The sequence below is a fragment of the Neoroseomonas lacus genome, from assembly GCF_014644535.1.
In the GTDB taxonomy this organism is placed as follows: domain Bacteria; phylum Pseudomonadota; class Alphaproteobacteria; order Acetobacterales; family Acetobacteraceae; genus Neoroseomonas; species Neoroseomonas lacus.
Map to the genome: position 1 here is coordinate 200,880 of NZ_BMKW01000003.1, position 21,660 is coordinate 222,539.

Annotated in this window: 19 protein-coding genes; 14 read left to right on the forward strand and 5 right to left on the reverse strand. The window is 69.1% G+C overall.

The window, feature by feature from the left end:
* Nucleotides 1-68 precede the first annotated feature (68 nt).
* Nucleotides 69-806: a sulfite exporter TauE/SafE family protein gene (locus tag IEY36_RS07415; protein WP_188966320.1), complete on the forward strand. Its 738-nt coding sequence runs from the start codon at nucleotides 69-71 to the stop codon at nucleotides 804-806.
* Between the two features lie 8 nt (nucleotides 807-814).
* On the opposite strand, the gene IEY36_RS07420 is transcribed toward IEY36_RS07415, so the two are convergent.
* A complete protein-coding gene (locus tag IEY36_RS07420; RefSeq protein WP_188966322.1) occupies nucleotides 815-1,591 on the reverse strand; it encodes a DUF2189 domain-containing protein in 777 nt (258 codons plus the stop codon).
* Nucleotides 1,592-1,764: 173 nt separating this feature from the next.
* Between IEY36_RS07420 and ccoN the strand changes: the two genes are divergently transcribed.
* Genes ccoN through IEY36_RS07465 form a run of 9 tightly spaced genes read left to right on the forward strand, consistent with a single transcriptional unit; the run spans nucleotide 1,765 to nucleotide 9,798 of the window.
* Nucleotides 1,765-3,258, forward strand: a complete 1,494-nt coding sequence (ccoN, locus tag IEY36_RS07425; RefSeq protein ID WP_188966324.1) for a cytochrome-c oxidase, cbb3-type subunit I — start codon at nucleotides 1,765-1,767, stop codon at nucleotides 3,256-3,258.
* A gap of 13 nt (nucleotides 3,259-3,271) precedes the next feature.
* Nucleotides 3,272-4,003, forward strand: coding sequence for a cytochrome-c oxidase, cbb3-type subunit II (gene ccoO / locus IEY36_RS07430; protein ID WP_188966326.1), 732 nt, complete (start codon nucleotides 3,272-3,274; stop codon nucleotides 4,001-4,003).
* Between the two features lie 10 nt (nucleotides 4,004-4,013).
* Nucleotides 4,014-4,217 carry a cbb3-type cytochrome oxidase subunit 3 gene (locus tag IEY36_RS07435; RefSeq protein ID WP_188966328.1) on the forward strand — a complete coding sequence of 68 codons (204 nt, stop codon included), beginning with the start codon at nucleotides 4,014-4,016 and terminating at the stop codon, nucleotides 4,215-4,217.
* 13 nt (nucleotides 4,218-4,230) lie between these two features.
* The gene (gene ccoP / locus IEY36_RS07440; RefSeq protein WP_188966329.1) at nucleotides 4,231-5,094 is read left to right on the forward strand and encodes a cytochrome-c oxidase, cbb3-type subunit III; all 864 of its coding nucleotides are present in this window, start codon (nucleotides 4,231-4,233) and stop codon (nucleotides 5,092-5,094) included.
* A gap of 24 nt (nucleotides 5,095-5,118) precedes the next feature.
* Complete coding sequence (gene ccoG, locus IEY36_RS07445; RefSeq protein ID WP_188966331.1) at nucleotides 5,119-6,633, forward strand: cytochrome c oxidase accessory protein CcoG; 1,515 nt, start codon at nucleotides 5,119-5,121, stop codon at nucleotides 6,631-6,633.
* Between the two features lie 8 nt (nucleotides 6,634-6,641).
* Complete coding sequence (locus tag IEY36_RS07450) at nucleotides 6,642-7,115, forward strand: FixH family protein (protein ID WP_188966333.1); 474 nt, start codon at nucleotides 6,642-6,644, stop codon at nucleotides 7,113-7,115.
* Nucleotides 7,112-9,454 carry a heavy metal translocating P-type ATPase gene (locus tag IEY36_RS07455; protein WP_188966335.1) on the forward strand — a complete coding sequence of 781 codons (2,343 nt, stop codon included), beginning with the start codon at nucleotides 7,112-7,114 and terminating at the stop codon, nucleotides 9,452-9,454. Before IEY36_RS07450 ends, IEY36_RS07455 begins: the two co-directional genes overlap by 4 nt.
* A 3-nt stretch (nucleotides 9,455-9,457) precedes the next feature.
* The gene (gene ccoS / locus IEY36_RS07460) at nucleotides 9,458-9,619 is read left to right on the forward strand and encodes a cbb3-type cytochrome oxidase assembly protein CcoS (protein WP_188966336.1); all 162 of its coding nucleotides are present in this window, start codon (nucleotides 9,458-9,460) and stop codon (nucleotides 9,617-9,619) included.
* Complete coding sequence (locus IEY36_RS07465) at nucleotides 9,616-9,798, forward strand: hypothetical protein (RefSeq protein ID WP_188966337.1); 183 nt, start codon at nucleotides 9,616-9,618, stop codon at nucleotides 9,796-9,798. The genes ccoS and IEY36_RS07465 overlap by 4 nt, the downstream gene beginning before the upstream one ends.
* A 333-nt stretch (nucleotides 9,799-10,131) precedes the next feature.
* Here the strand turns inward: IEY36_RS07465 and IEY36_RS07470 are convergent, their stop codons facing one another.
* Nucleotides 10,132-10,584: an Lrp/AsnC family transcriptional regulator gene (locus IEY36_RS07470; RefSeq protein WP_188966338.1), complete on the reverse strand. Its 453-nt coding sequence runs from the start codon at nucleotides 10,582-10,584 to the stop codon at nucleotides 10,132-10,134.
* Nucleotides 10,585-10,694: 110 nt separating this feature from the next.
* Between IEY36_RS07470 and IEY36_RS07475 the strand changes: the two genes are divergently transcribed.
* Both IEY36_RS07475 and IEY36_RS07480 read left to right on the forward strand, forming a co-directional pair.
* Nucleotides 10,695-14,081 carry an indolepyruvate ferredoxin oxidoreductase family protein gene (locus tag IEY36_RS07475; protein ID WP_229681195.1) on the forward strand — a complete coding sequence of 1,129 codons (3,387 nt, stop codon included), beginning with the start codon at nucleotides 10,695-10,697 and terminating at the stop codon, nucleotides 14,079-14,081.
* 119 nt (nucleotides 14,082-14,200) lie between these two features.
* Nucleotides 14,201-15,349, forward strand: coding sequence for an acyl-CoA dehydrogenase family protein (locus IEY36_RS07480; protein ID WP_188966339.1), 1,149 nt, complete (start codon nucleotides 14,201-14,203; stop codon nucleotides 15,347-15,349).
* A 13-nt stretch (nucleotides 15,350-15,362) separates the two neighbouring features.
* Here IEY36_RS07480 and IEY36_RS07485 read toward each other — a convergent pair whose 3' ends face one another.
* On the reverse strand, nucleotides 15,363-18,020 hold the full coding sequence (locus tag IEY36_RS07485) for a calcium-binding protein (protein WP_188966340.1): 2,658 nt from the start codon (nucleotides 18,018-18,020) through the stop codon (nucleotides 15,363-15,365).
* A gap of 413 nt (nucleotides 18,021-18,433) precedes the next feature.
* A complete protein-coding gene (locus IEY36_RS07490) occupies nucleotides 18,434-19,219 on the reverse strand; it encodes a hypothetical protein (protein WP_188966655.1) in 786 nt (261 codons plus the stop codon).
* 199 nt (nucleotides 19,220-19,418) lie between these two features.
* Here IEY36_RS07490 and IEY36_RS31090 point away from each other — a divergent pair, with 199 nt between their 5' ends.
* Nucleotides 19,419-19,550, forward strand: a complete 132-nt coding sequence (locus IEY36_RS31090) for a hypothetical protein (protein WP_268238108.1) — start codon at nucleotides 19,419-19,421, stop codon at nucleotides 19,548-19,550.
* Nucleotides 19,551-19,713: 163 nt separating this feature from the next.
* On the opposite strand, the gene IEY36_RS07495 is transcribed toward IEY36_RS31090, so the two are convergent.
* Complete coding sequence (locus IEY36_RS07495; RefSeq protein ID WP_188966341.1) at nucleotides 19,714-20,388, reverse strand: DsbA family oxidoreductase; 675 nt, start codon at nucleotides 20,386-20,388, stop codon at nucleotides 19,714-19,716.
* A 120-nt stretch (nucleotides 20,389-20,508) separates the two neighbouring features.
* Here IEY36_RS07495 and IEY36_RS07500 point away from each other — a divergent pair, with 120 nt between their 5' ends.
* Entirely contained in the window at nucleotides 20,509-21,606 is a 1,098-nt protein-coding gene (locus IEY36_RS07500) for a serine hydrolase domain-containing protein (RefSeq protein ID WP_188966342.1), read from the forward strand.
* Nucleotides 21,607-21,660 lie beyond the last annotated feature (54 nt).

The following is a 21,660-nucleotide window of genomic DNA, read 5'->3' on the forward strand; positions in this document are numbered from 1 at the left end:
GTTCGCCCATCCGGCAAGGCCTTGCGCCGCCGCAAGTCGGCCCTCCCGGATCGTGCTAGAGGATGCGCATGGACTATCTGTCGAATTGCCTGCACGACCTGACGGCCCTCGGGCCTGGCGGGCTACCGGCCGTGATGGTGGCGCTGTTTCTCGCGGGACTCGCCGGTGGTGCCACGCATTGCGCGGGGATGTGTGGGCCTTTCGTCATCGCCCAGGCGGCGGCGGTGGCCGACAGGGCGCAGGCGGGCGGCATGCTGGCGCGGCTCTCGGGCGCGGCGCTGCTGCCGTATCACCTGGGGCGGATGCTCGGATACGGAATGCTCGGCGCCGTGGCGGGCGGGCTCGCCGGCGTGGTTGCTTTCGGCACCGGCTTGCGCTTCGTCCTCGCGGTGCTGCTCGGCGTCGCGGCGCTGCTGATGTTCGCGCAGGCCTCGGCCCGCATCGCCGCCCTGCTGCCCCGGATGCCGGCGCCGCGACTGCCGGCCGGGTTGCAGCGGCGGCTCGGCGGCCTGCTGTCGGCGCCGACCGGGCTGCGTGGCGTGGCGCTGGGGCTGATGCTCTCGGCGCTGCCCTGCGGGTTGCTCTACGGCGCGCTCGCCGGGGCGGCGGCGACCGGCTCGATGCTGGGCGGTGCGCTGGCCATGGTCGCCTTCGTGGCCGGCACGATGCCGGCACTGATGGGTGTGGCCCTGCTCGGGCGCTTCTTCGGGCGGCGCGCCGGGCCTGGCATGCGCATGGTCGGTGCGGCGCTGTTCACGCTGAACGGGGTGATGCTGGCCGCGATGGCGGTGCGCGTCGCCGCGTAGGGTGCCCTCTACGCCACCAGGTCCCGATATGCGTGCCAGGTGGCGTGCCCCACCAGCGGGATCACCAGCGCGAGGCCGAGGAAGAACGGCACCATCGCCATCGCGGTGAACACCACGATCAGCCCAGCCCAGAACACCATCGCGGCGGGGTTCGCCATAACCGCGCGCAACGAGATCGCGACCGCTTCGAAGGCGCCCATCTGCGGCTTGTCCACGAGCATCGGGATCGACACCGCCGAGATGGCGAAGGCGACCGCCGCCAGCACCGCGCCGGCCGCGGTGCCGACGACCAGGAACGGCAGCAGCATCGGCGAACGCAGCATCGCCATCGGCACGTCCTCGAGCGCGGGGGCGAAGTTGATGCCAAACATCAGCATGAAGATCAGCGCCGCGACGCGCACCCAGAACAGATGCAGTAGCAGCAGCACGACGCCCATGAAGGCGAGCTGCCCGCCATTGCGTGTGAAGCCGCGCAGGCAGGCGTCGATGGTCACGGGCTGGCCCGCCTCGCGCAGACGTGACGCCTCGTACAACCCTGCGGCCAGCAGGGGCGCGACCATGAAGAAGCCCGCCGAGGCCGGCAGGATCACCCAGGCGCTGTGCAGCCACAGCAGCAGCAGTGCGAGCAGCCAGCCGCCCGCCGTCAGCGCCGCGCCATAGAAAAAGCCGATCTGCGGATTGGCCATCAGGTCCTGCCAGCCTGCGGTCAACCACATCCACGGCCGGTCCGGCGCGACGGCACGGATGGTGATGCGGCTGGCAATGGGTTGCACGTCGCTCGGCATGGTTGATGTTCCTCCCCCAGGGTTGGTGGCGCCCTGGACACGGTTTGACCATAGACTGCTGCACTGCGGAAGAATTGATCCGGATCAAGGACGGCGACCCGGGCCAGCGCTTCCTTCCCAGCCATGGTGCGTGTGGCGACTCCGCCGCAGCGCCGCTTGAGGAGAAATTGGTCGTGGCAGCAGCAACTGCAACCGCCGCCCTGGCTCCGGGGCAGGCCGTGAGGGTGGAGGAGGTCGGCTATGTCGAGGCGCCGATCCGCGCCTTCGCCATCGCCACGGCCTTCTGGGGCGTGGTCGGGTTCCTGATGGGGGTCCTCATCGCGACGCAGCTGGCCTTCCCGCTGCTCAACATGGACCTGGAATGGACGACCTTCGGGCGGCTGCGCCCGGTCCATACCAGCGCGGTCATCTTCGCTTTCGGCGGCAATGCGCTGATCGGCACCTCGCTGTTCGTCGTGCAGCGGACCTGCCGCGCGCGGCTGTTTGGTGGCGCGGATGCCGGCTGGTTCCTGTTCTGGGGCTACCAGTTCTTCATCGTCATGGCCGCCCTCGGCTACGTCCTGGGCATCACCCAGGGCAAGGAATACGCCGAGCCGGAATGGTATGTGGACATCTGGCTGACCATCGTCTGGGTGGCCTACCTGGTCGTCTTCGGCGGCACGATCATCAAGCGCGAGGAACCCCACATCTACGTGGCGAACTGGTTCTACCTCGCCTTCATCATCACCATCGCGATGCTGCACATCGGCAACAACATCTCGATCCCGGTCAGCCTCGGTTCGTCGCATTCCTACTCCGCCCCGGCGGGCGTGCAGGGCGCGATGATCCAGTGGTGGTACGGCCACAACGCGGTGGGCTTCTTCCTGACCGCCGGCTTCCTCGGGATGATGTACTACTTCATCCCTAAGCAGGCCGACCGGCCAGTCTATTCCTACCGGCTGTCGATCGTGCACTTCTGGACGCTGATCTTCCTCTATATCTGGGCCGGTCCGCACCACCTGCACTACACCGCGCTGCCCGACTGGGCGCAGGTACTCGGCATGGTGTTCTCGGTCATGCTCTGGATGCCGTCCTGGGGCGGCATGATCAACGGGCTGATGACCCTGTCGGGCGCGTGGGACAAGCTGCGGACCGATGCGTCGCTGCGCTTCTCGGTCACCGCCGTCGGCTTCTACGGCATGTCGACCTTCGAAGGGCCGGTGATGTCGATCCGCGCGGTGAACGGGCTGTCGCACTACACCGACTGGACCATCGGCCATGTGCATTCGGGGGCGATGGGCTGGGTCGGCTTCATCACCTTCGGCGCGTTGTACTATCTGTTCCCGGTGCTGTGGAAGAAGAAGGCGATGTGGAGCGAGAAGCTGATCGCCTGGCACTTCTGGCTCGCGACGCTCGGCATCGTCTTCTACATCACCGCGATGTGGGTGTCGGGCATCATGCAGGGCCTGATGTGGCGCGCCTATGACGAGCTCGGCTTCCTCCAATACTCCTTCGTCGAGACGGTCGCGGCCATGCACCCCTACTACGTGATCCGTGCGCTGGGCGGCGTGCTCTACCTCGCCGGCGGGCTGATCATGGTCTTCAACCTCTGGAAGACGGTCACCAGCAGCCCGGCGCTGACGCTCGAGCCTGCGGCCGCTTCCGCCATCGCCGTCGCTGCGGAATAGGGAGGACACGCGCATGTTCCGCTGGCTTCGCGACCACGGCGTCATTGAACGCAACCTGGTGCTGATGGGGGTGCTTACCCTCATCACCGTCTCGATCGGCGGCCTGGTGCAGATCGTGCCGCTCTTCGCGGTCGAGACCACCATCGAGCGCGTGGCGGGGGTGCGCCCCTACACGCCGCTCGAACAGATGGGCCGCGACATCTATGTCCGGGAAGGTTGCTACCTGTGCCATTCCCAGATGATCCGCCCCTTCCGCGACGAGTTGGAACGCTACGGCCACTACAGCCTCGCTGCCGAGAGCATGTACGACCACCCGTTCCAGTGGGGGTCGAAGCGCACGGGGCCCGACCTCGCGCGCGTCGGCGGGCGGTATTCTGATGACTGGCATGCGGCGCATCTGCGCTCCCCGCGCGCGCTGGTGCCGGCCTCGGTGATGCCGCCCTACGCCTTCCTCGACCGGCCGCTCGACTATTCGGACATCGCGGAACGGCTGGGTGCCCTGCGCACCGTGGGCGTACCCTACAGCGAGGAGATGGTCGCCAATGCGCGCGCCGACCTCGAGGCGCAGGCGCGCCCCGACGCCGATGGCGGCGCCTTCCAGAGCCGCTACGCCCGCGCCCGCCAGGGTGCCTTCGACGGCGACCCGGGCAGCATCACCGAGATGGATGCGCTGGTCGCCTATCTGCAGATGCTCGGCACACTCGTGGATTTCCGCGACGTGACACCCGCGCAGCTGCGCCAGTGAGGAGGGTGCGATGGCTCAGCTGATCGAACACCTGCCGCTGCTGCGCAGCCTCTGGGTGGTGTGGTTCTTCGTGCTCTTCATCCTGATGCTGTGGCTGGTGCTGCGGCCCTCGAAGAAGACCTACTTCGAATCCCAGGCAGACATTCCCCTGCGGGACGAGCCCGGGCACGCGCATGCGCTGCCCGGCGACCGCCCCGCCCGCGGCCCACGCTGAGGAGCATCCAAGGATGCCGACCAAGATCGAGAAGGACGGCCTGACCGGACGGGAGACCACCGGCCATGAATGGGACGGGCTGAAGGAACTCAACACGCCGCTGCCCAAGTGGTGGCTGTACTCCTTCTATGCCTGCATCGCCTTCGCGGCGGTGTGGGTGGTGATCTACCCGTCCTGGCCAGGTTGGAACGGGACGTCGGGCTGGATCGCGCGGGAGGCCATCGTCGGCGAGATGGCTGAGGCCACGGCGCGCAACGCTCCGATGATGGCGCGGCTGCGCGAGGCGACGCCCACGCAGATCGCCGCCGATCCGCAGATGCGCGACTTCGCCCTGGCGGGCGGGCGCGTCGCCTTCGCCAACAACTGCGCTGCCTGCCATGGCGCGGGCGGGCAAGGTGCGGTGGGCGGCTACCCGGCACTGGTCGATGACGACTGGCTGTGGGGCGGCTCGCTGGAAGCGATCCAGACGACCATCCGCCACGGCATCCGCAATGCCGAGGATAACGAGGCGCGCACCAGCCTGATGCCGCGCTTCGGAGCCGATGGCATGCTGACCGCGGCGCAGATCGGCGATGTCGCGGAGTATGTGCTGTCGCTGTCGGGGCAGTCGACCGATGCAGCGGCGGTCGCCCGCGGCGAGACGGTTTATGCCGAGAACTGCGTCGCCTGTCATGCCGAGCGTGGCGTGGGCAATCGCGAGCTCGGCGCGCCGCGGCTGTCCGACCTGGTTTGGCTGCATGGCGGCACCAAGCGCGACATCATCGCCATGGTGAACAACCCGCGCATGGGTGTGATGCCGGCCTGGCAGGGCCGCCTCGACCCCGCGACCATCAATATGCTGACCGTCTACGTGCACGCTCTGGGTGGGGGCGAGTAGCCCCCCTCCGACAGGACAAGTGACATGAGCACCGTCGAGGCACCGCATCGCGCCAAGGCAGACCGGCCGGCGGAGGCACCCGCCTCCGCCGCCGCGCAGCCGCTTTATGCGTCGCGGCAGAAGGTCTATCCGAAGCGCGTCTTCGGCCCCGTTCGGTCGGTGAAATGGGCAGTGCTCGCGCTCTGCCTCGCGCTCTATTACGTCGTGCCCTGGATCCGCTGGGACCGTGGCCCCGGCGTGCCCGACCAGGCGGTGCTGGTGGACATCACCAATGCCCGCATCTTCTTCTTCTGGGTCGAGATCTGGCCGCAGGAGATCTACTTCCTGACCGGCGCGCTGATCCTCGGCGCCTTCGCGCTGTTCGCCGTCTCCTCGCTGTTCGGCCGGCTGTGGTGCGGCTTCACCTGCCCGCAGACGGTCTGGACCGACCTGTTCATGTGGGTCGAACGCTGGATCCAGGGCGACCGCAACGCGCGGATGAAGCTCGACCAGGGGCCGCACAACGCGAACTACTGGACCCGCAAGGGGCTGACGCATCTGGTCTGGGCGCTGATCGCGGCGGCGACCGGCGGCGCCTGGGTCATGTATTTCAACGATGCGCCGACCATCACGCGGGAATTCCTCGCTGGCGAGGCCGGGGTGCAGGTGTATTTCTTCTTCGGCCTGTTCGCCGGCTTCACCTACCTGCTGGCCGGCTGGGCGCGCGAGCAGGTCTGCACCTACATGTGCCCCTGGCCGCGCTTCCAAGCGGCGATGCTCGATGAGAATTCGCTCGTCGTCACCTATCGCGACTGGCGTGGCGAACCGCGCGGCAAGCTGAAGGCCGAGGGCGTCGGTGACTGCGTCGACTGCTTCGCCTGCGTGCATGTCTGCCCGACCGGCATCGACATCCGCGACGGCCAGCAGCTCGAATGCATCGGCTGCGGCTTGTGCGTCGATGCCTGCGACAGCGTGATGGGCAAGCTCGGTCGGCCGAAGGGGCTGGTCGCCTTCGAGACCTTGAAGAACCTCTCGGCCAGTGCGGCCGCGACGGCAGGCATGGCGCCGGGCGAGGCGCGCTTTGCGGCCGGCATGGCGGTGCGCCATGTGCCGCGCTTCATCCGCCCGCGCACCATGATGTATGCCGGCGCGCTGGCGGTGGTGTCGCTGGTGATGCTCGGCGCCTTCCTGATGCGCTCGACCTTGGACGTGACCGTGTTGCGCGACCGCGCGCCACTGTTCGTGCGGCTGTCCGACGGGTCGATCCGCAACGGCTACACCATTAAGATCGTCAACAAGACGCGCGAGCAGGCCGCGCTGGCGCTTGAGATACAGGCACCGGCAGGCATTCGCATGGTGGTGCAGGATGTCGAGAACGATGCGCGCGGCCGTCCGCTGCTGACCCGCCGCGCCGATGGCATCGCGCAGTATCGCGTCTTCCTGACCGCACCGCATGGCATGCGTCTGCATGACGACACGCCGGTGACGTTCCGCCTGTTGGACGCGCAGGGCCGCGCTGTCGCCAGCCAATCGAGCAACTTCCTGGGGCCGAAGTCATGAGGGCGACCATGCCGGCGACCGGATACGACCCGCGGCGCGGCCGCTGGATCCCTTGGGCTTTTGTTGGCGGGTTTCTCGTTGTCTTCGGCGTGAACGGGCTGTTGATCTACTTCGCGATCACCACCTTCACCGGCGTCACGGTGCCGCGCGCCTATGAACAGGGGCGCCACTACGACACGGTGATCGCCGAGGCCGCACGGCAGGATGCGCTGGGTTGGCGGACGGTGGTGACCTACGCCGGCGGGCAGCTCAGCGTCGTCGCCCTCGATCGCGAGGGACATCCGGTGCCTGGCCGCATCGAAGGCGTGCTGCGGCGGCCGCTCGAAGGGGTCGATGTTGCCCTCAGCTTCGGGCCGCGCGGGTCTGGCCGCTGGGCGGCCGAGGTGCAGCCGCCCGAACGCGGCCAGTGGGAAGCACGGCTGACCCTATTTGGCCCGCATGAGACGCCCTTCGACATCCGCCATCGGGTCTTGGTGCCGTGAGCATCCTCGGCCGCGCGCAGCCTGTCGCGTCGGAGGCGGTCTCGGCCGCCGGCTGCGCGCATTGCGGCGCGCGGCTCGCCCCCGGCCAGGACCGCTTCTGCTGTGCCGGCTGCGAGGGTGCGCATGCGCTGGTGGCGGGGTTGGGGCTGTCCGCCTTCTACGCGCGGCGCGAGACCGAGGCCGGTGCGCTGCGGCCGGAGACGATGGTGGCAGGGCTCGACCTCGCGCCCTTCGCGGAGCAGTTGCGCGACGGCACTCAGCGGCTGGAACTGGTGGTCTCCGGCCTGACCTGCGGCGCCTGCATCTGGCTGGTGGAACAGGCGCTGGCGGCGGAGCCCGACGTGCTGTCGGCGCGGGCGTCGCTCTCCGCCCGCCGGCTGACCGTCACTTGGCGTGGCGAGGCGGCGCGGGCGAATGACATCGCGGCGCTGCTCGGCCGGCTCGGCTTCCGTGTCGCGCCATGGTCACCGGCCTGCCTGCGCGCCACCGAGGATGCCGAGGGCCGCGCGCTGACCCGCGCGCTTGGCATCGCGGCCTTCGGGTCGATGAACATCATGCTGATCTCCGTCGCCGTCTGGGTCGGCGGTGATATGGGCCCGTCGCTGCGGCACGGTCTGCATTGGCTGGCGGCGATGATCGGGATGCCCGTCGTGCTGGTCGCCGGCATGCCGTTCTACCGTTCGGCCTGGGCGGCGATCCGGGCCGGGCGGCCATCTATGGATCTCGCCGTCTCGCTCGGTGTGTTGGCGACGGCGGCAATGTCGCTGTCCGAGACGTTGCGCAACGGGCCCTACACCTGGTTCGACGGGGCGACGATGCTGCTGGCGCTGCTGCTGGCCGGGCGGGTGTTCGACCGCGCGGCGCGGCGGCGGGCGCGGCAGTCGGTCGCGGAATTGCTGGCGCTGCAGGAAGGCATGGTCACTCGCCTGCTGGCCGATGGGCATCTGGAAGCGGTGCCGGCCGAGGCGGTCGCCGCCGGGGATCGCGTGCTGGTCTCCGCCGGTGAACGGCTGCGGCTCGATGGTGTGGCGACGGTCGATGCGCTGCTTGATGCCGCGGCGACAACCGGCGAGAGCGTGCCGCGCCTCTTCGCCGCCGGCGACGCGCTGCCGGCCGGTGCGGTGAACATGGGCGCCGCTTTCACCATGACGGTCAGCGCCGCTGCAAAGGATGGCTCGCTCGCTGCCATGGCCCGGCTGCTCGAACGCGCCGAACAGGCCAAGGGGCGTTTCGTCGCTATCGCCGACCGCGCCGCGCGTTTCTATGTGCCGGTCGTGCACCTCGTGGCGGCGGCCACCTTCCTTGCTTGGTGGGGCCTGCTTGAGGCGCCGTGGCAGGTTGCGCTCGTCAATGCGGTCTGCGTGCTGCTGATCACCTGCCCTTGCGCGCTGGCGCTGGCGGTGCCGGCGGTGCAGGTCGTCGCGGTAGGCGCGCTCTTCCGCCGCGGCGTGCTGGTCACCTCGGCGACCGCGCTGGAACGGCTCGCCACGGCCGACCATGTCGTGCTCGACAAGACTGGCACGCTGACCGAAGGCCGGTCGGTGCTGGTGCCCGATGCCCAGGATGACGTTGTGCTGTGCCGGGCCGCCTCGATGGCAAAGGCGTCGCGTCATCCGCTGGCGCAGGCGTTGGTGCGGGCCTGCCCGGACGCGCCGCTCGCCGAAGGCGTGCGCGAAATCCCTGGCCAGGGGTTGGAATGCGGTGCGGCGCGGCTTGGCTCGCCGGCCTTCTGCGGGCTGGGTGCTTCGGCCGATGGGATGACCATGGTGTTGCGCGATGGCGATGCCGCCCCCGTCAGCTTCCGCTTCGCCGACCGGATGCGTGAGGACGCGCCGACAGCGGTCGCCGCGCTCAAGTCGCTGGGCCTGTCGGCGGAATTGCTGTCGGGCGATGGCGAGGGGGCGGTCGCGGCAATCGCCTGGCAGGCCGGCATCACGGATTGGCGATCCGGCGTGGACCCCGTTGCCAAGCAGGCGCGCATCGCCACGCTGCGCGACGAAGGCCGCCATCCGCTAATGGTGGGTGACGGCATCAATGACGCGGCGGCACTCGCGGCGGCGCATGTCTCGGCGAGTCCGGCCGGGGCGACGGATTTGGCGCAAACCGCTTCGGACCTGGTGTTGCAGCGGGAGGGGCTGTCGGCCTTGCCGGCGGCCATCCGCATCGCGCGGCGGGCGCAGGCGATCGCGCGCGGCAATATCGGCTTCTCGCTGGTCTATAATGCCTTCGCGGTGCCGGTGGCGGCGGTGGGGCTGGTGACGCCGGTGATCGCGGCAGTGGTAATGGCGTCATCCTCCCTGATCGTGGTGCTGAACGCGCTGCGCGCAGCGAAGGATTGAGCGATGAACGCCTTGATCTTCCTGATCCCTGTCTCGCTGGTGCTGGGTCTGATCGGCCTCGCCGGATTTCTCTGGGCGCTGCGGTCGCGCCAATACGACGACCTGGACGGAGCGGCCGCACGCATCCTGTTCGATGACAACCCTCGCAAGGAGACGCCGAAATGAGCGGTGCCCGCGTGTTTTTCATGGTGGCCTATGTGGTGCTCGCGCTGGGCGGATTGTTCCTCGCCGCGGCGGCGCGCGATGTCGGCATCTCGATCTTCGGCTGGGGCTTGGTGTTGTTCGGTGTGCTGAACGCGTTCAACGCCATCAAGGTGCATTTCGACGAGCAGGAAGGTCATTGATCATCGTCGCTCGCCATAGGCGAGCGACGATGAGCCTTGCTTGACCCTCGGATGGCGGGCGCGGCCCATTGGGGCCGCTTGCCTTCGCGCCATGCATTGGCGCGCCGGGGGCTGACGATCTGGGCGCGGTCGCGCTGTGCGGTCGCGGCCCGATTTGGGCATCGGGCCGGGGTCTGTCATGGCGGCCATCCGAGCCAAAGCCACCTTCCATCGTAGGCCAGAGGCGCAGACCGCGAGCGCGCGGCGCGACGGGACGTGGCCGCCAATGTGCCGTCCCCGCGCGAAGCCAACGGCCGCGCATGCGGCCCGCCCGGTGTCTGAGGGCACGCCACACTACGGCACCGGCGATATCACCCGCTTCAGGCAGCGCAGCGTGAACGCCGTGCGCGTGTGCCGTACACCAGGCAGGTGGTAGATCTTCTCGCGCAGCAGCTTCTCATACCCGGCCGTGCCGCCGACCGCAGCCTTCAGCACGTAGTCGTATTCGCCGGTCACCAGCCAGCATTCCAGCACCTCAGGCATCGCCATCACCGCCTGCTCGAAGCGTTCGAGATGGGTGTCGTCATGGCGTTCCATCATCACCTCGAGGATCACCGTGTCAGGCAGGCCGAGCGCCGCCTGGTCGAGCAGCGCGTGGTAGCCCTGGATCACGCCTGACTGTTCCAGGCGCTTCACCCGCGTCCAGCACGGGGAGGGGGACAGGCCCACCTCCTCGGCCAATTCGGTGTTGGTCAGCCGCGCGCGGTTGGCGAGGGCACGGAGGATCCGTCGATCTATGGCGTCCATGTCAGAAGGATGTTCCGCCTCTTCGGCATTGCACAACAGAAATCGAAAGAAAACGCCGCGCGCGATGGCGCATCATCCTGGCATTGGCAGGATCGCCGGAGCGTACCAACATGACCGTTATGGGCAGCATCATCCGACCAGAGGCGACACTTGAGGAGCGTTGGGACGCGACCGGCGGACCGGTGCTGCTGACCGGCACCCAGGCGCTGGTCCGCCTGCCGATGCTGCGGCAGGAGATGGACGCCGCCCTGGGGTGGAAGACCGGCGGGTTCATCTCCGGCTATCGCGGTTCTCCGCTTGGTGGTTTCGACAAGGAACTGGCGCGCCAGCAGAAGCGTCTCGCCACCCATGACATCGTCTTCCAGCCGGGGCTGAACGAGGACCTCGCCGCCACGGCGGTGTGGGGTTCGCAGCAGGTCGGGCTGACGCCCGGTGGGCGCGTCGATGGCGTCTTTGCCATTTGGTACGGCAAGGGGCCCGGCATCGACCGCTCGGGCGACGTGTTCCGCCACGCCAATTCCGCCGGCACCATGCCCAAGGGCGGTGTGATTGCGCTGGCCGGCGATGATCCGTCCAGCAAGTCCTCGACCATCACCTCGGGCTGCGAATACGCCTTCATGGATGCCGAGATGCCGGTGCTCGACCCGGCCGATGTGGCGGAGGTGCTGGAATTCGGCTTGAAGGGCATCGCCCTCTCGCGCTTCGCCGGGCTGTGGGCGGGCGTGAAATGCGTCGCCGACACGATGGATGCGTCGATGACGGTGCTTCTCGACCCGGCACGCTATGCGACGCGCGACCCGGTCGGGCTGCCGATGCCGGCCGACGGGCTGCATATCCGCCTGCTCGACAACCCGATCGCGCAGGAAGAACGTCTGCGGCATTTCAAGCTACCGGCCGCGGTGGCCTTCGCGCGGGCCAATGGCATCGACCGCATCGCGCTCGATTCGCCGAATGCCCGCTTCGGCATCGCGGTGCGTGGCAAGGCGTATGCGGTGCTGCGCCAGGCGCTGGAAGATACCGGCATCTCCGAAGGTTTCGCGCGGGAACACGGCCTGCGCGTCTGGAAGGTCGGCCTGGCCTGGCCCCTGGATGCCGAGGCCGCGCGTGCTTTCGCCGAGGGCCTGGAGGAAATCCTCGTCATCGAGGACCGCCGCCCGGTGATGGAATGGCAACTGCGCGACGCGCTGTTCCATGCGCCGGTGCGCCCACGCGTCACCGGCAAGAAGGATGAGAATGGCCGCCCGCTGCTGTCAGACCTGACCGAGCTCGACATCGGCCAGATCCTGCGCGCGCTCGCCGCCCGTCTGCCGGCGCCGCTGCGCACCAACCGGTTGCATGAACGCATCGCCGAACTCGACGCGCTGGCCAGCCAGCAGACCGTGCCGCTGCACCTGCGCGACCCGTATTTCTGCCCGGGCTGCCCGCATAATTCATCGACGAAGATCCCCGAGGGTTCGCGCGCCCTGGCCGGCATCGGCTGCCACTACCTGGCCAAGAACATGGACCGCAATTCGGACCTGTTCACCCAGATGGGCGGCGAGGGCATGCCCTGGATCGGCCAGGCGCCCTTCACCACGGAGAAGCATGTCTTCGCCAATATCGGCGACGGCACCTGGGGGCATTCGGGCTCGCTGACAGTGCGCTTCGCCGTGGCCTCCAAGGCCAACATGACCTTCAAGGTGCTGGTCAACAGCGCCGTCGCGATGACCGGCGGCCAGACGCCCGAAGGCGAGATTGATGTCCCGCACATCGCCGCCCAGCTGCATGCCGAAGGTGTGGAGCGAATCGAGATCGTCTCCGACGACCCCGACCGCCATCGCGGCAATCCGCTGATCCCGAAGACCGCCGGCTTCCATCACCGCTCGGAACTCGACGCCGTGCAGCGCGTATTGCGCGACGTTCCAGGCGTCACCGCCATCATCTACGACCAGGAATGCGCGACCGAACGTCGCCGCAAGCGCAAGCGCGACCTCGCCCCCAAGGCCGAGCGCCGGGTGATGATCAACCCGCGTGTCTGCGAGGATTGCGGCGATTGCTCGCGCGCCTCGAACTGCCTGGCGGTCGAGCCGGTGGACACCGAATTCGGCCGCAAGCGTAAGATCGACCAATCCGCTTGCAACCAGGACCTGTCCTGCCTGGGTGGCTTCTGCCCGTCCTTCGTCACCTTGGTCGGCGCGAAACCCGCGGAACATCACGTCACCGCTTCGGGTGCCGCGCCGCCGGAGCCGGTGCGGCCCGAGGTGCAGGGCGAGGCCTGGAACCTGTTGATGGCCGGCGTTGGCGGGCAGGGGGTCTCCTCGCTCGCGGCGATCCTCGCCCAGGCCGCGCATCTCGAAGGGCGGCCCCTGCGCAGCCTCGATTATCTCGGCCTCGCGCAGAAGGGCGGCGGCGTCTACGCGCAGCTGCGCATCGGCCCGCCGGGCGCGAGCCCCGACAGCATCCCCGGCGCGCGCATCGCCGCCGGTGGCACCGACCTGCTGATCGCGGCCGACATGGTGGTGGCGCATGGGCGCACCGCGCGGCCGCTGCTCGGGCCAGACCGCACGGCGGCGGTGGTCAATGCGGACCTCGCCCCCACCGCGCAATTCGTAAAGGACACCGGCACGCGCTACCACGGTGCCGAGATGCTCGAGAGCATCCGCAACGCCTGCCGCGACACCATCGCGCTAGGCGGGGCGACGCGCGTCACCGAGGAACTCGGCGATGCGGTCTATCTCAACGTTTACCTGCTCGGCATCGCCTATCAGCGCGGGCTGGTGCCGCTGTCATCCGAGGCGATCACCCGCGCGCTGGAACTCAACGCCGCGCAGGTGGCGCTGAACAAGGAAGCCTTCGCGCGTGGCCGGGCGGCGGCGCTGGAGGACCTCGCGCCACCCGCCCATGTCGCGGAGACGATCGACACGTTGGTCGTCCGTCGCGTCGCCGACCTCACCGCCTATCAGAACGCCCGCTACGCCCACGACTACGAGGACTTCGTCGCCAAGGTCCGCGCCGCCGGCGACGAACGCCTCACCCGCGCCGTCGCCACGCAGTTGCATCGGCTGATGGCCTACAAGGACGAATACGAAGTCGCCCGCCTGCACAGCCTGCCGGCATGGAAGGACGCGCTCGCGCACGGCTTCACCGGTACGCAGCGCATCGAGATGCACCTCGCCCCGCCGGTAATGGCCAAGGCCGACCCGGTGACCGGCGTGCCCGCCAAGCGCGTCTTCGGGCCCTGGATGTTCAAGGCGATGGGGCTGTTGCAGCATGGCAAGATGCTGCGCGGCACCGCGCTCGACCCCTTCGGTCGCAGTGAGGAACGTCGCACGGAGCGCGCGCTGCCGGGCGAATTCCGCGCCGGGGTCGAGCGTCTGCTCGGCACGCCCGCCCTCGCGGCCGAATGGGCCGAGGCCTGGGCGGGCGTGAAGGGGTTTGGGCATATCAAGGCGCGCAACCTGGCCGCGACGCGGGCACGGCTTGTTGCCATCGAGGCACCGGCGATCGCAGCCGAGTGAGGTCGGGGGAGGAGAACCTCCCCCGAACCCCCACCCTTTTTCTGTCTGTTGGCGCTGGGCGGGGCGGCATTCTCTTCTGCCGTCGTTCTTGTATCGTCGCGCCTGGGGGAGAGAACATCATGACCAACGCCTTCGACCTGCCGGAAGCAACGTGCGAACTTCAAGCCGTCGCGCGCGATTTCGCCGCCGAGGTGCTCGCCCCCAACGCCCGCCGCTGGGACGAGGAACGCCATTTTCCCATCGACGAAATGCGCGAGGCCGCCAAGCTCGGCATGGCCGCGTTGTATGTGCGCGAGGAATCGGGCGGATCGGGCCTCACGCGGCTCGACGCCGCGGTGGTGTTCGAAGCGCTGGCGACCGGCTGCCCGACCGTCGCGGCCTACCTGTCCATCCACAACATGGTTGCCTGGATGATCGACCGCTTCGGCTCCGACGCGCAGCGCGCCGAGCACCTGCCGTCGCTCGTCACCATGGAACGCATCGCCTCCTACGCGCTGACCGAACCGGGTTCGGGCTCGGATGCCGCCGCGCTGCGCACCCGCGCTGCGCGCGACAATGAAGGCTATGTGCTGAACGGGACGAAGCAGTTCATCTCCGGCGCCGGCGTCTCGGACCTTTACCTGACCATGGTGCGCACTGGCGGCGACGGGCCCGCCGGCGTCTCGGCGGTGCTGGTGCCGAAGGAGACGGCCGGCCTGTCATTTGGCGCCAATGAACGGAAGATGGGCTGGAACGCACAGCCGACCCGGCAGGTGATCTTCGAGGATGCGCGCATCGCCGCGACCGCGCTGCTCGGCGAGGAGGGGCAGGGCTTCCGCTTCGCCATGGCGGGCCTCGATGGCGGGCGGCTGAACATCGCCGCCTGTTCGCTGGGCGGTGCCGAGGCTGCGCTCGAGATCGCGTTGAACTACACGCGCGAGCGCCGCGCCTTCGGCAAGGCCATCAGCGATTTCCAGAACACGCAATTCAGGCTGGCCGACATGCGCATCGAGCTGGAGGCGTCACGCGCGCTGCTGTGGCGTGCCTGCGCGAAGCTCGATGCGCGCGCCCCGGATGCGACGGCATTCTGCGCCATGGCCAAGCGCTTCGTCACCGACACCTGCTCGCGCGTCGCCGATGACGCGCTGCAACTGCTCGGCGGCTATGGCTACCTGGCCGATTACGGCATCGAGAAGATCGTGCGTGACCTGCGCGTGCACCGCATCCTCGAAGGCACCAACGAGATCATGCGCCTGATCGTCGCGCGCGGCATGCTCGGCGCCAGGTAGCGCCGGGCGCGCGTCACGCCCAGATCACCGAATGCCCGTCGAAGCCGTCGGGCGGAAAGCCCGGCAGCAGGAACGCCATATCCGCGTTGCCATTGCCGTCGAGGTCGATGAACAGCGTCTTGCTGGCCTCGTCGAAGCGCCCTTCGGCGCCGCCCCGCGCGGTGAACTCGAAGGCGCCGCGCCAGCGGAAATCCCCGCCGATGCCGATGCCGGCAAAGGCCATCACATCGCCTTCGAGGGGATTGAAGTTGACGATGGTATCCGGCGCCGAGACCGACGAATGCGACACCGCGGTGAAGACGAAGGTGTCCGCCCCCGCGCCGCCGGTCAGGCTGTCGGCGCCGGATCCGCCCTGGATCTCGTCATTGCCGCTGCCGCCGGTGATGGTGTCGTCGCCGGCGCCGCCCAGCAAGCGGGCCCGGCCGCTGCCGGCCGTGACGGTGATGTAGTCGTCCCCGGCGCCGCCACGCACCAGTTCGATGCCCGTGGTCACCACGGTGATGCCGCCATCGCCGAGCGTCAGCACATCAGATCCGGCCCCCAGAGAGACCGTCACCGGTGCCGATGCGCCCGTGATCGTCACGGCATCCGCGCCGGCACCGCTTTGCACCACCTCCACGTTGCGCAGCACCACGGTATTGGCGCCCGCCCCAAGGACCAGGCGATCGCTGCCGCCGCCGAGGTCGATTTCCGCCCCGTCAAGGGCGCGCATCATGACGACGGTGTCGTTGCCGCTGCTGCCTGTGACGTGTTCGACATCGGTGAGGGTGACCCAATTGCCGCCCTCCCCGAGCAGCAGGTGATCGTCGCCGGCGCTGAGATGCAGCACCACATGGTCGGCCCCGCCGGCGAGGTCGATCCTGTCCGATCCGGCGCTGCCCACCACCACCTCCACGCCGGAGACGGCGATGGTGTTGTCGCCGCGCGCGAGCGCGAGACGGTCGGTACCCGCGCCGAGGTCGACCACGCCCAGGGGCATCGCCGAGCCGACAATGACGACGTCGTCGCCGCTGCCGCCGATGATGGTCTCGGCGTGGCACACGGTCAGCGTGTTGTCGCCATTGGCAAGGAACAGCTGGTCCTGCCCGTCGCCCAGATGCAGGTACCCTCGCTGTTGCACGTCGCGCAGCGTGACCGTGTCGTCCCCGCCATTGGTGTAGAGCGTCTCGACGTCGCTCAGGCGGATCCGATCGGCGGCATCCGACAAAGTGAGGCGGTCCTGGCCGAGGCGGAGATCGACCAGCGCATTCCCGGCGGCGGCGAGGAAGGTCACGGCGTCGGCACCGCTGCCGCCATACAGCACCTCGGTGCCGGTCATCGAGAGGCCGTTGCCGCCATTGGCGAGGATCAGCCGGTCGGCGCCGCCACCCAGATCAACCTGCCCATTCAGGACCCGCTGATCAAAGACGATGAGGTCGGTGCCGCTGCCGCCGATCAGCGTCTCCACGCCGCCGATGGTCAGTGAATTGCCGCCATCGGCTAGGCGCAGCCGGTCCTGGCCGCCGTGCAGCGCGATGCGCCCCGTCATCGTGCCGGCGAGCGTCAGGTCTTCGTCGCCGCCGCCGCCTTCGAGCGTTTCGACATTGATGACCAAGGCGGTGACTGGGCCGCCGCGGATGGTCAGCCTGTCATTGCCGGCGCCGAGGTCGATCACGCCGCCGACGACCGCCCCGGCCAGGATGACGTCATCCGCCCCGCTGCCGCCCAGCAAAGTCTCGGTGCCATTGGCCAGCAGGCTGTTGCCGCCATCAGCCAGCACCAGGCGGTCGACGCCCGCGCTAAGATTGAACACGCCGTTCTCGACGCGCGTCAGCAGCATGACGTTGTCGGACACGGCGCTACCGCGGACGAATTCGACATCCCGCAGCAGGATGTCGGCGCCGCCATACAGGGTGAGCGAATCCCGCCCCGACCCACCGATGACCGTCTCGACGCTCATGAGGGAGAGCGCGTTGCCCCCGTCGGCCAGCGCAATGCTGTCCGCCCCGGCGCCGAGGTTGAAAATGCCGCCATCGGGCAGCGCGGCATCGAGCGTCAGATAGTCGTTGCCGGCCCCGGCCAGCACCGCCTCGACACCCGACATGTGCAGGACATTGTCACCGGCGGCGAGCACCAGGCTGTCATTGCCGGCGCCAAGGTCGATCACCCGGCCGGCCATGATGTCCGTCAGGGTGATGGTGTCGCCGCCATCGCCACCGATGATCACCTCGGCGCCCGTGACGGAAACGAGGCTGCCGCCGCTGCCCAGGATCAGCCGGTCGATGCCGACGCCGAGGTCGAAGACGCCTTCGGTCGCACCCTCGACCAGGATGGTGTCATTGCCGGCGCCGGCGAGCAGCGTCTCGACGCCGGCGATGGTGATGGAATCGGCGGCATCGGAAAGGACGAGGCGGTCCACACCGTCCCTGAGGTCGATGCGCATGCCGGTGGCGGCACCGATGACTGTCACTTCCTCGACGCCGCGATTGCCGGTGACGGTCTCGATATCGGCTGCGATCGTCACCGCGTTGCCGCGGGTCGAGATCATGGTCAGCCGATCGGCCCCGGCACCGAGGCTGACATGGCCGCGCATCGGCGCGCCGGCGTAGATCTCGTCATCGCCCGAGCCGCCGTAGATGGTCTCGATGCTGGTGACGGTGATGAAGTTGGCGCCGTTGGCCAGGAACAGCACGTCGTTGCCGCTCTTGAGGTCGATCCGCAGCTCGGTGCTGGGGGCAAACAGCGTGATGGTGTCGGCGCCGGCTCCGCCGGCCAGGCTCTCGACGCCCTGGATGGACAGGGTATTGCCGGTATCGGCGAGGATGAGGGTGTCAGTGCCGCTGCCGAGGTTGGCAGTGGCGGCGGCCAGGGCGCCGGTGACCGTGACGCTGTCGGCGAGATTCCCACCGACGAGGGTGTCGAAGCCGGCGACGACCTGCTGGTTCGCTGTGTTCGACGAGAGAGTGACGACGGACAGTGGGATGGCTCCGGCCTGAAGCCGGCGCCAGATGGCGCCGGACCCAGGCAGGATGCTCGCCTGTCTCTAAAAAAGAGACAAATTTACAAGATAAATCTCAACATACGAGATTACGTCTCATTCGACGATCAGGTCTTGATCGGCCCCCTGCTGCCGCGGCCCTGGCCTGGCGGGTCACCGGGGTCGTTGTCCGAGGGGCCGGACGGTGCCCGCCCGCCACGGCCCTGGCCGGGCGGGTCGTTGGGGTCTGAATCGGAGGCGCCGCTGGGGCGCCGCCCGCCGCCACGCCCGCCGCCGGGCGGGTCATTGGGGTCGGCGTCGTTCACGCCGCCGCGTGGCGCCTGGCCGCCGCCGCTGCCGCCGCGGCCCTGGCCGGCCGGGTCATTGGGGTCCGCATCGCTGATGCCGCCGGGGCGCCGCCCGCCGCCACGCCCGCCGCCGGGCGGGTCATTGGGGTCGGCATCGTTCACACCGCTGCGCGGCCGCTGGGCGTTGCCACCGCGGCCCTGGCCGGGCGGGTCGTTGGGGTCGTTGTCGGAGGGGCCGAGCGGGCGGCCGCCGCGCTGCGGGCCACGTCCATTATTCGGTTCGTCATTGGGGTCGGCGTCGGTCTGGCCGGTCTGGGGCCGGCGCTGCTGGCCCTTCACTGGAGGCCGGCCAGCATTGCCTCGGCCGCCGCCCGGCGGGTCGTTTGGATCCGAATCGGAGACACCCGAGGGCGCGTTCCGTGGTGGCACCGGGGCAGGGGCAGGAGCCGGGGTTGGCGCGGGCGCAGGCGTAGGCGTAGGGGCGCCGCCGCCCTCGCCCTTGCCGCCCTGCGCCGCGGCAATACCGGGGACGCCGACCGCACCGCCTGCGGCGATGCGGACCATCAGTATCCGTCGCGCGAGGCGGTCTTCCTTGATGTCGGTCATTCGGGGCGGTCCTCCGGCTTCCAATCATTGCATTGTCGACGTCTCCGGGCCGATGGCACAAGCGTCTCGGCATGGATGTCGTGAAAGGTTTCACGAAGGCCTTGCATTCATGTTCTTGTTTTGTTCTTATCATCGCATGAGAACGCTCCATCCCGCAGATCCCTCCCTGGCCATACCGCCGTGCCCGGTCGCGATGCGCATGGCTCCGATCATCCGCTTCGTGCCGGCGGCGGCGCCGGGGCGCATCGCCCGACGCGCGATGCGAGACTTCACGGGTTTCCTTGCCTTGGCCTGGGTCGTGGCGGAACTTGCGCTGTGGGTGGGCGCCTGACGGGGCAAGGCCCCACGGCGCGTCGCCAAGCCAGCCCGGCGCCGTCCGATCGGAAGATGCCCGAGTGGGAGTGCGGGCCCGGGACGGGCCTGGAAGCGGGCCGGTTGGCTTGTTTCCAAACGCAGTCCGACAACGACGTCCACAGGACGTCGGAATCAGGACATTAGGCGGCGCGGTCGCGCAGGATCGCCACCGCTTGGCGGAAGGCATCGGCCATGCGCTGCCCCGGCATGGCGCCGGAGAACAGCAGGTGGCGATCAAGCAGGAACGACGGCACGCCATTGATCCCGGCCTGTGCCAGGCTGCGTGATTCCATCACAACCTCCGACCGCGCCGCCTGGCCGACGGTGAAGTCGGCCACCACCGCCTCGGGCAGGCCGACCTCGGCAGCGAGCCGCACCAGCACCGCCTGGTCGCCGATATCGGCACCCTCCTGGAAATAGGCGCGGAACAGCCGGTCCACCAAGGCGTGCTGCAGGCCGGTCGGTGCCGCCAGGCGGATCAGCCGATGCGCCTCGACCGTGTTAGGGGTGCGCGCCATCAAGTCGTGGCGGAAGGCCAGCCCGGCGGCGCGCCCGGCCTCGGCAACTTGGGCATCGAGTTCCGCGCCGCGCTCGACCGAGCCGAATTTCTGCGCCCGGTAAGTGGCGCGCTCGACGCCGGCCGCCGGCATGTCGGGGTTGAGCTGGTAGGGCAGCCAGCCGATCTCGAAGGTCATACCGTCCTCGGCCAGGATGGCGAGCGCCTGGTCGAGATGCGCCCGGCCGATCCAGCACCAGGGGCAAATGATGTCCGAGACGATCTCGAGCCGGCCGACGGGTGCGGGGGGGATTTCCATGGCAGGCTCCTCACTGGCAATGTCCTGACCCGAGGATGGGTGCGCCGTGGCGCCCGAACAACCCCGCACCCCCCTTGGAGCGGCGACGGCCTGCGGGCATGGTCGCGCGCGATGACAGCCATGACCCTCCCCGCCGCCCATCCCGCACCCTGGCCCGAGGCCGCGCCCGCCGCGCTCGGCTTTGATGCCGCGAAACTGGCGGAGGCCGTTGCCTTCGCCGCCGCGCATGAGACGCCCTGGCCCCATGACCTCGCCGGCCATATCGGCCGCGGCGCCTTCGAGCCGCCGCCGGATAACGAGGTGCTCGGCCCGCTCTGGCCGCGCGGCGCGCCCGGCGGGCTGGTCACGCGCCACGGCGTGATGGTGGCGCGCTGGGGCGATACGCGGGAGGTCAGCCAGACCTTCTCCGTCGCCAAATCCTACCTGTCCCTGCTGACCGGGCTTGCTTTCGCCGACGGCCTGATCCCCGACATCGACCGGCCGGTGCGCGAGAGCGTCGACGATGGCGGCTTCGACTCCGCGCAGAACGCGCCGATCACCTGGCGGCACCTGCTGACCAACACCTCGGAATGGGAAGGCACGCTGTTCGGCAAGGCGGATAGCATCGATCGCGGCCGCAATCTCGGCGTCGAGGGGCAGGGGAAGAAGGGCCAGCGGGCGCTGGCCGCGCCGGGGACCCATTGGGAATACAACGATGTCCGCGTGAACCGGCTGTCGCTCGCCCTGCTGCGCCGCTTCGGCCGGCCGCTGCCCGAGGTGTTCCGCGAGCGAATCCTGGCGCCGATCGGCGGGTCGGCCGACTGGCGTTGGGATGGGTATCGGACCTCCTGGGTCGAACTGGCGGATGGGCGGCGGGTGCAGTCGGTCCCCGGCGGGACGCATTGGGGTGGCGGCATCTCGATCCATGCCGAGGACCAGGCGCGCATCGGGCTCCTGGCGCTGAACCGTGGCGCCTGGGGCGGGCAGCGGATCCTGCCGGAATCCTGGTTCGATCTCTCGACCACGCCCTGCGCGCTGAACCCGCATTACGGGTTTCTGTGGTGGCTGAACTCGGACGGGGCGCGGTATCCGGCGGCGGGGCGGGATGCCTTTTTCGCCTCTGGCGCGGGCGGCAACCTGACCTGGGTCGAGCCGTCGCGCGGCATCGTCGCGGTGCTGCGCTGGACCGACCCGGCCGCGATGGGCGGCATCATCGCGCGGGTGATCGGCGCGCTGTAGGAACACTCGGAGGGGCTCTGGTCCTCCAAGCCACCCCACCGAAGGCCTGGGGCC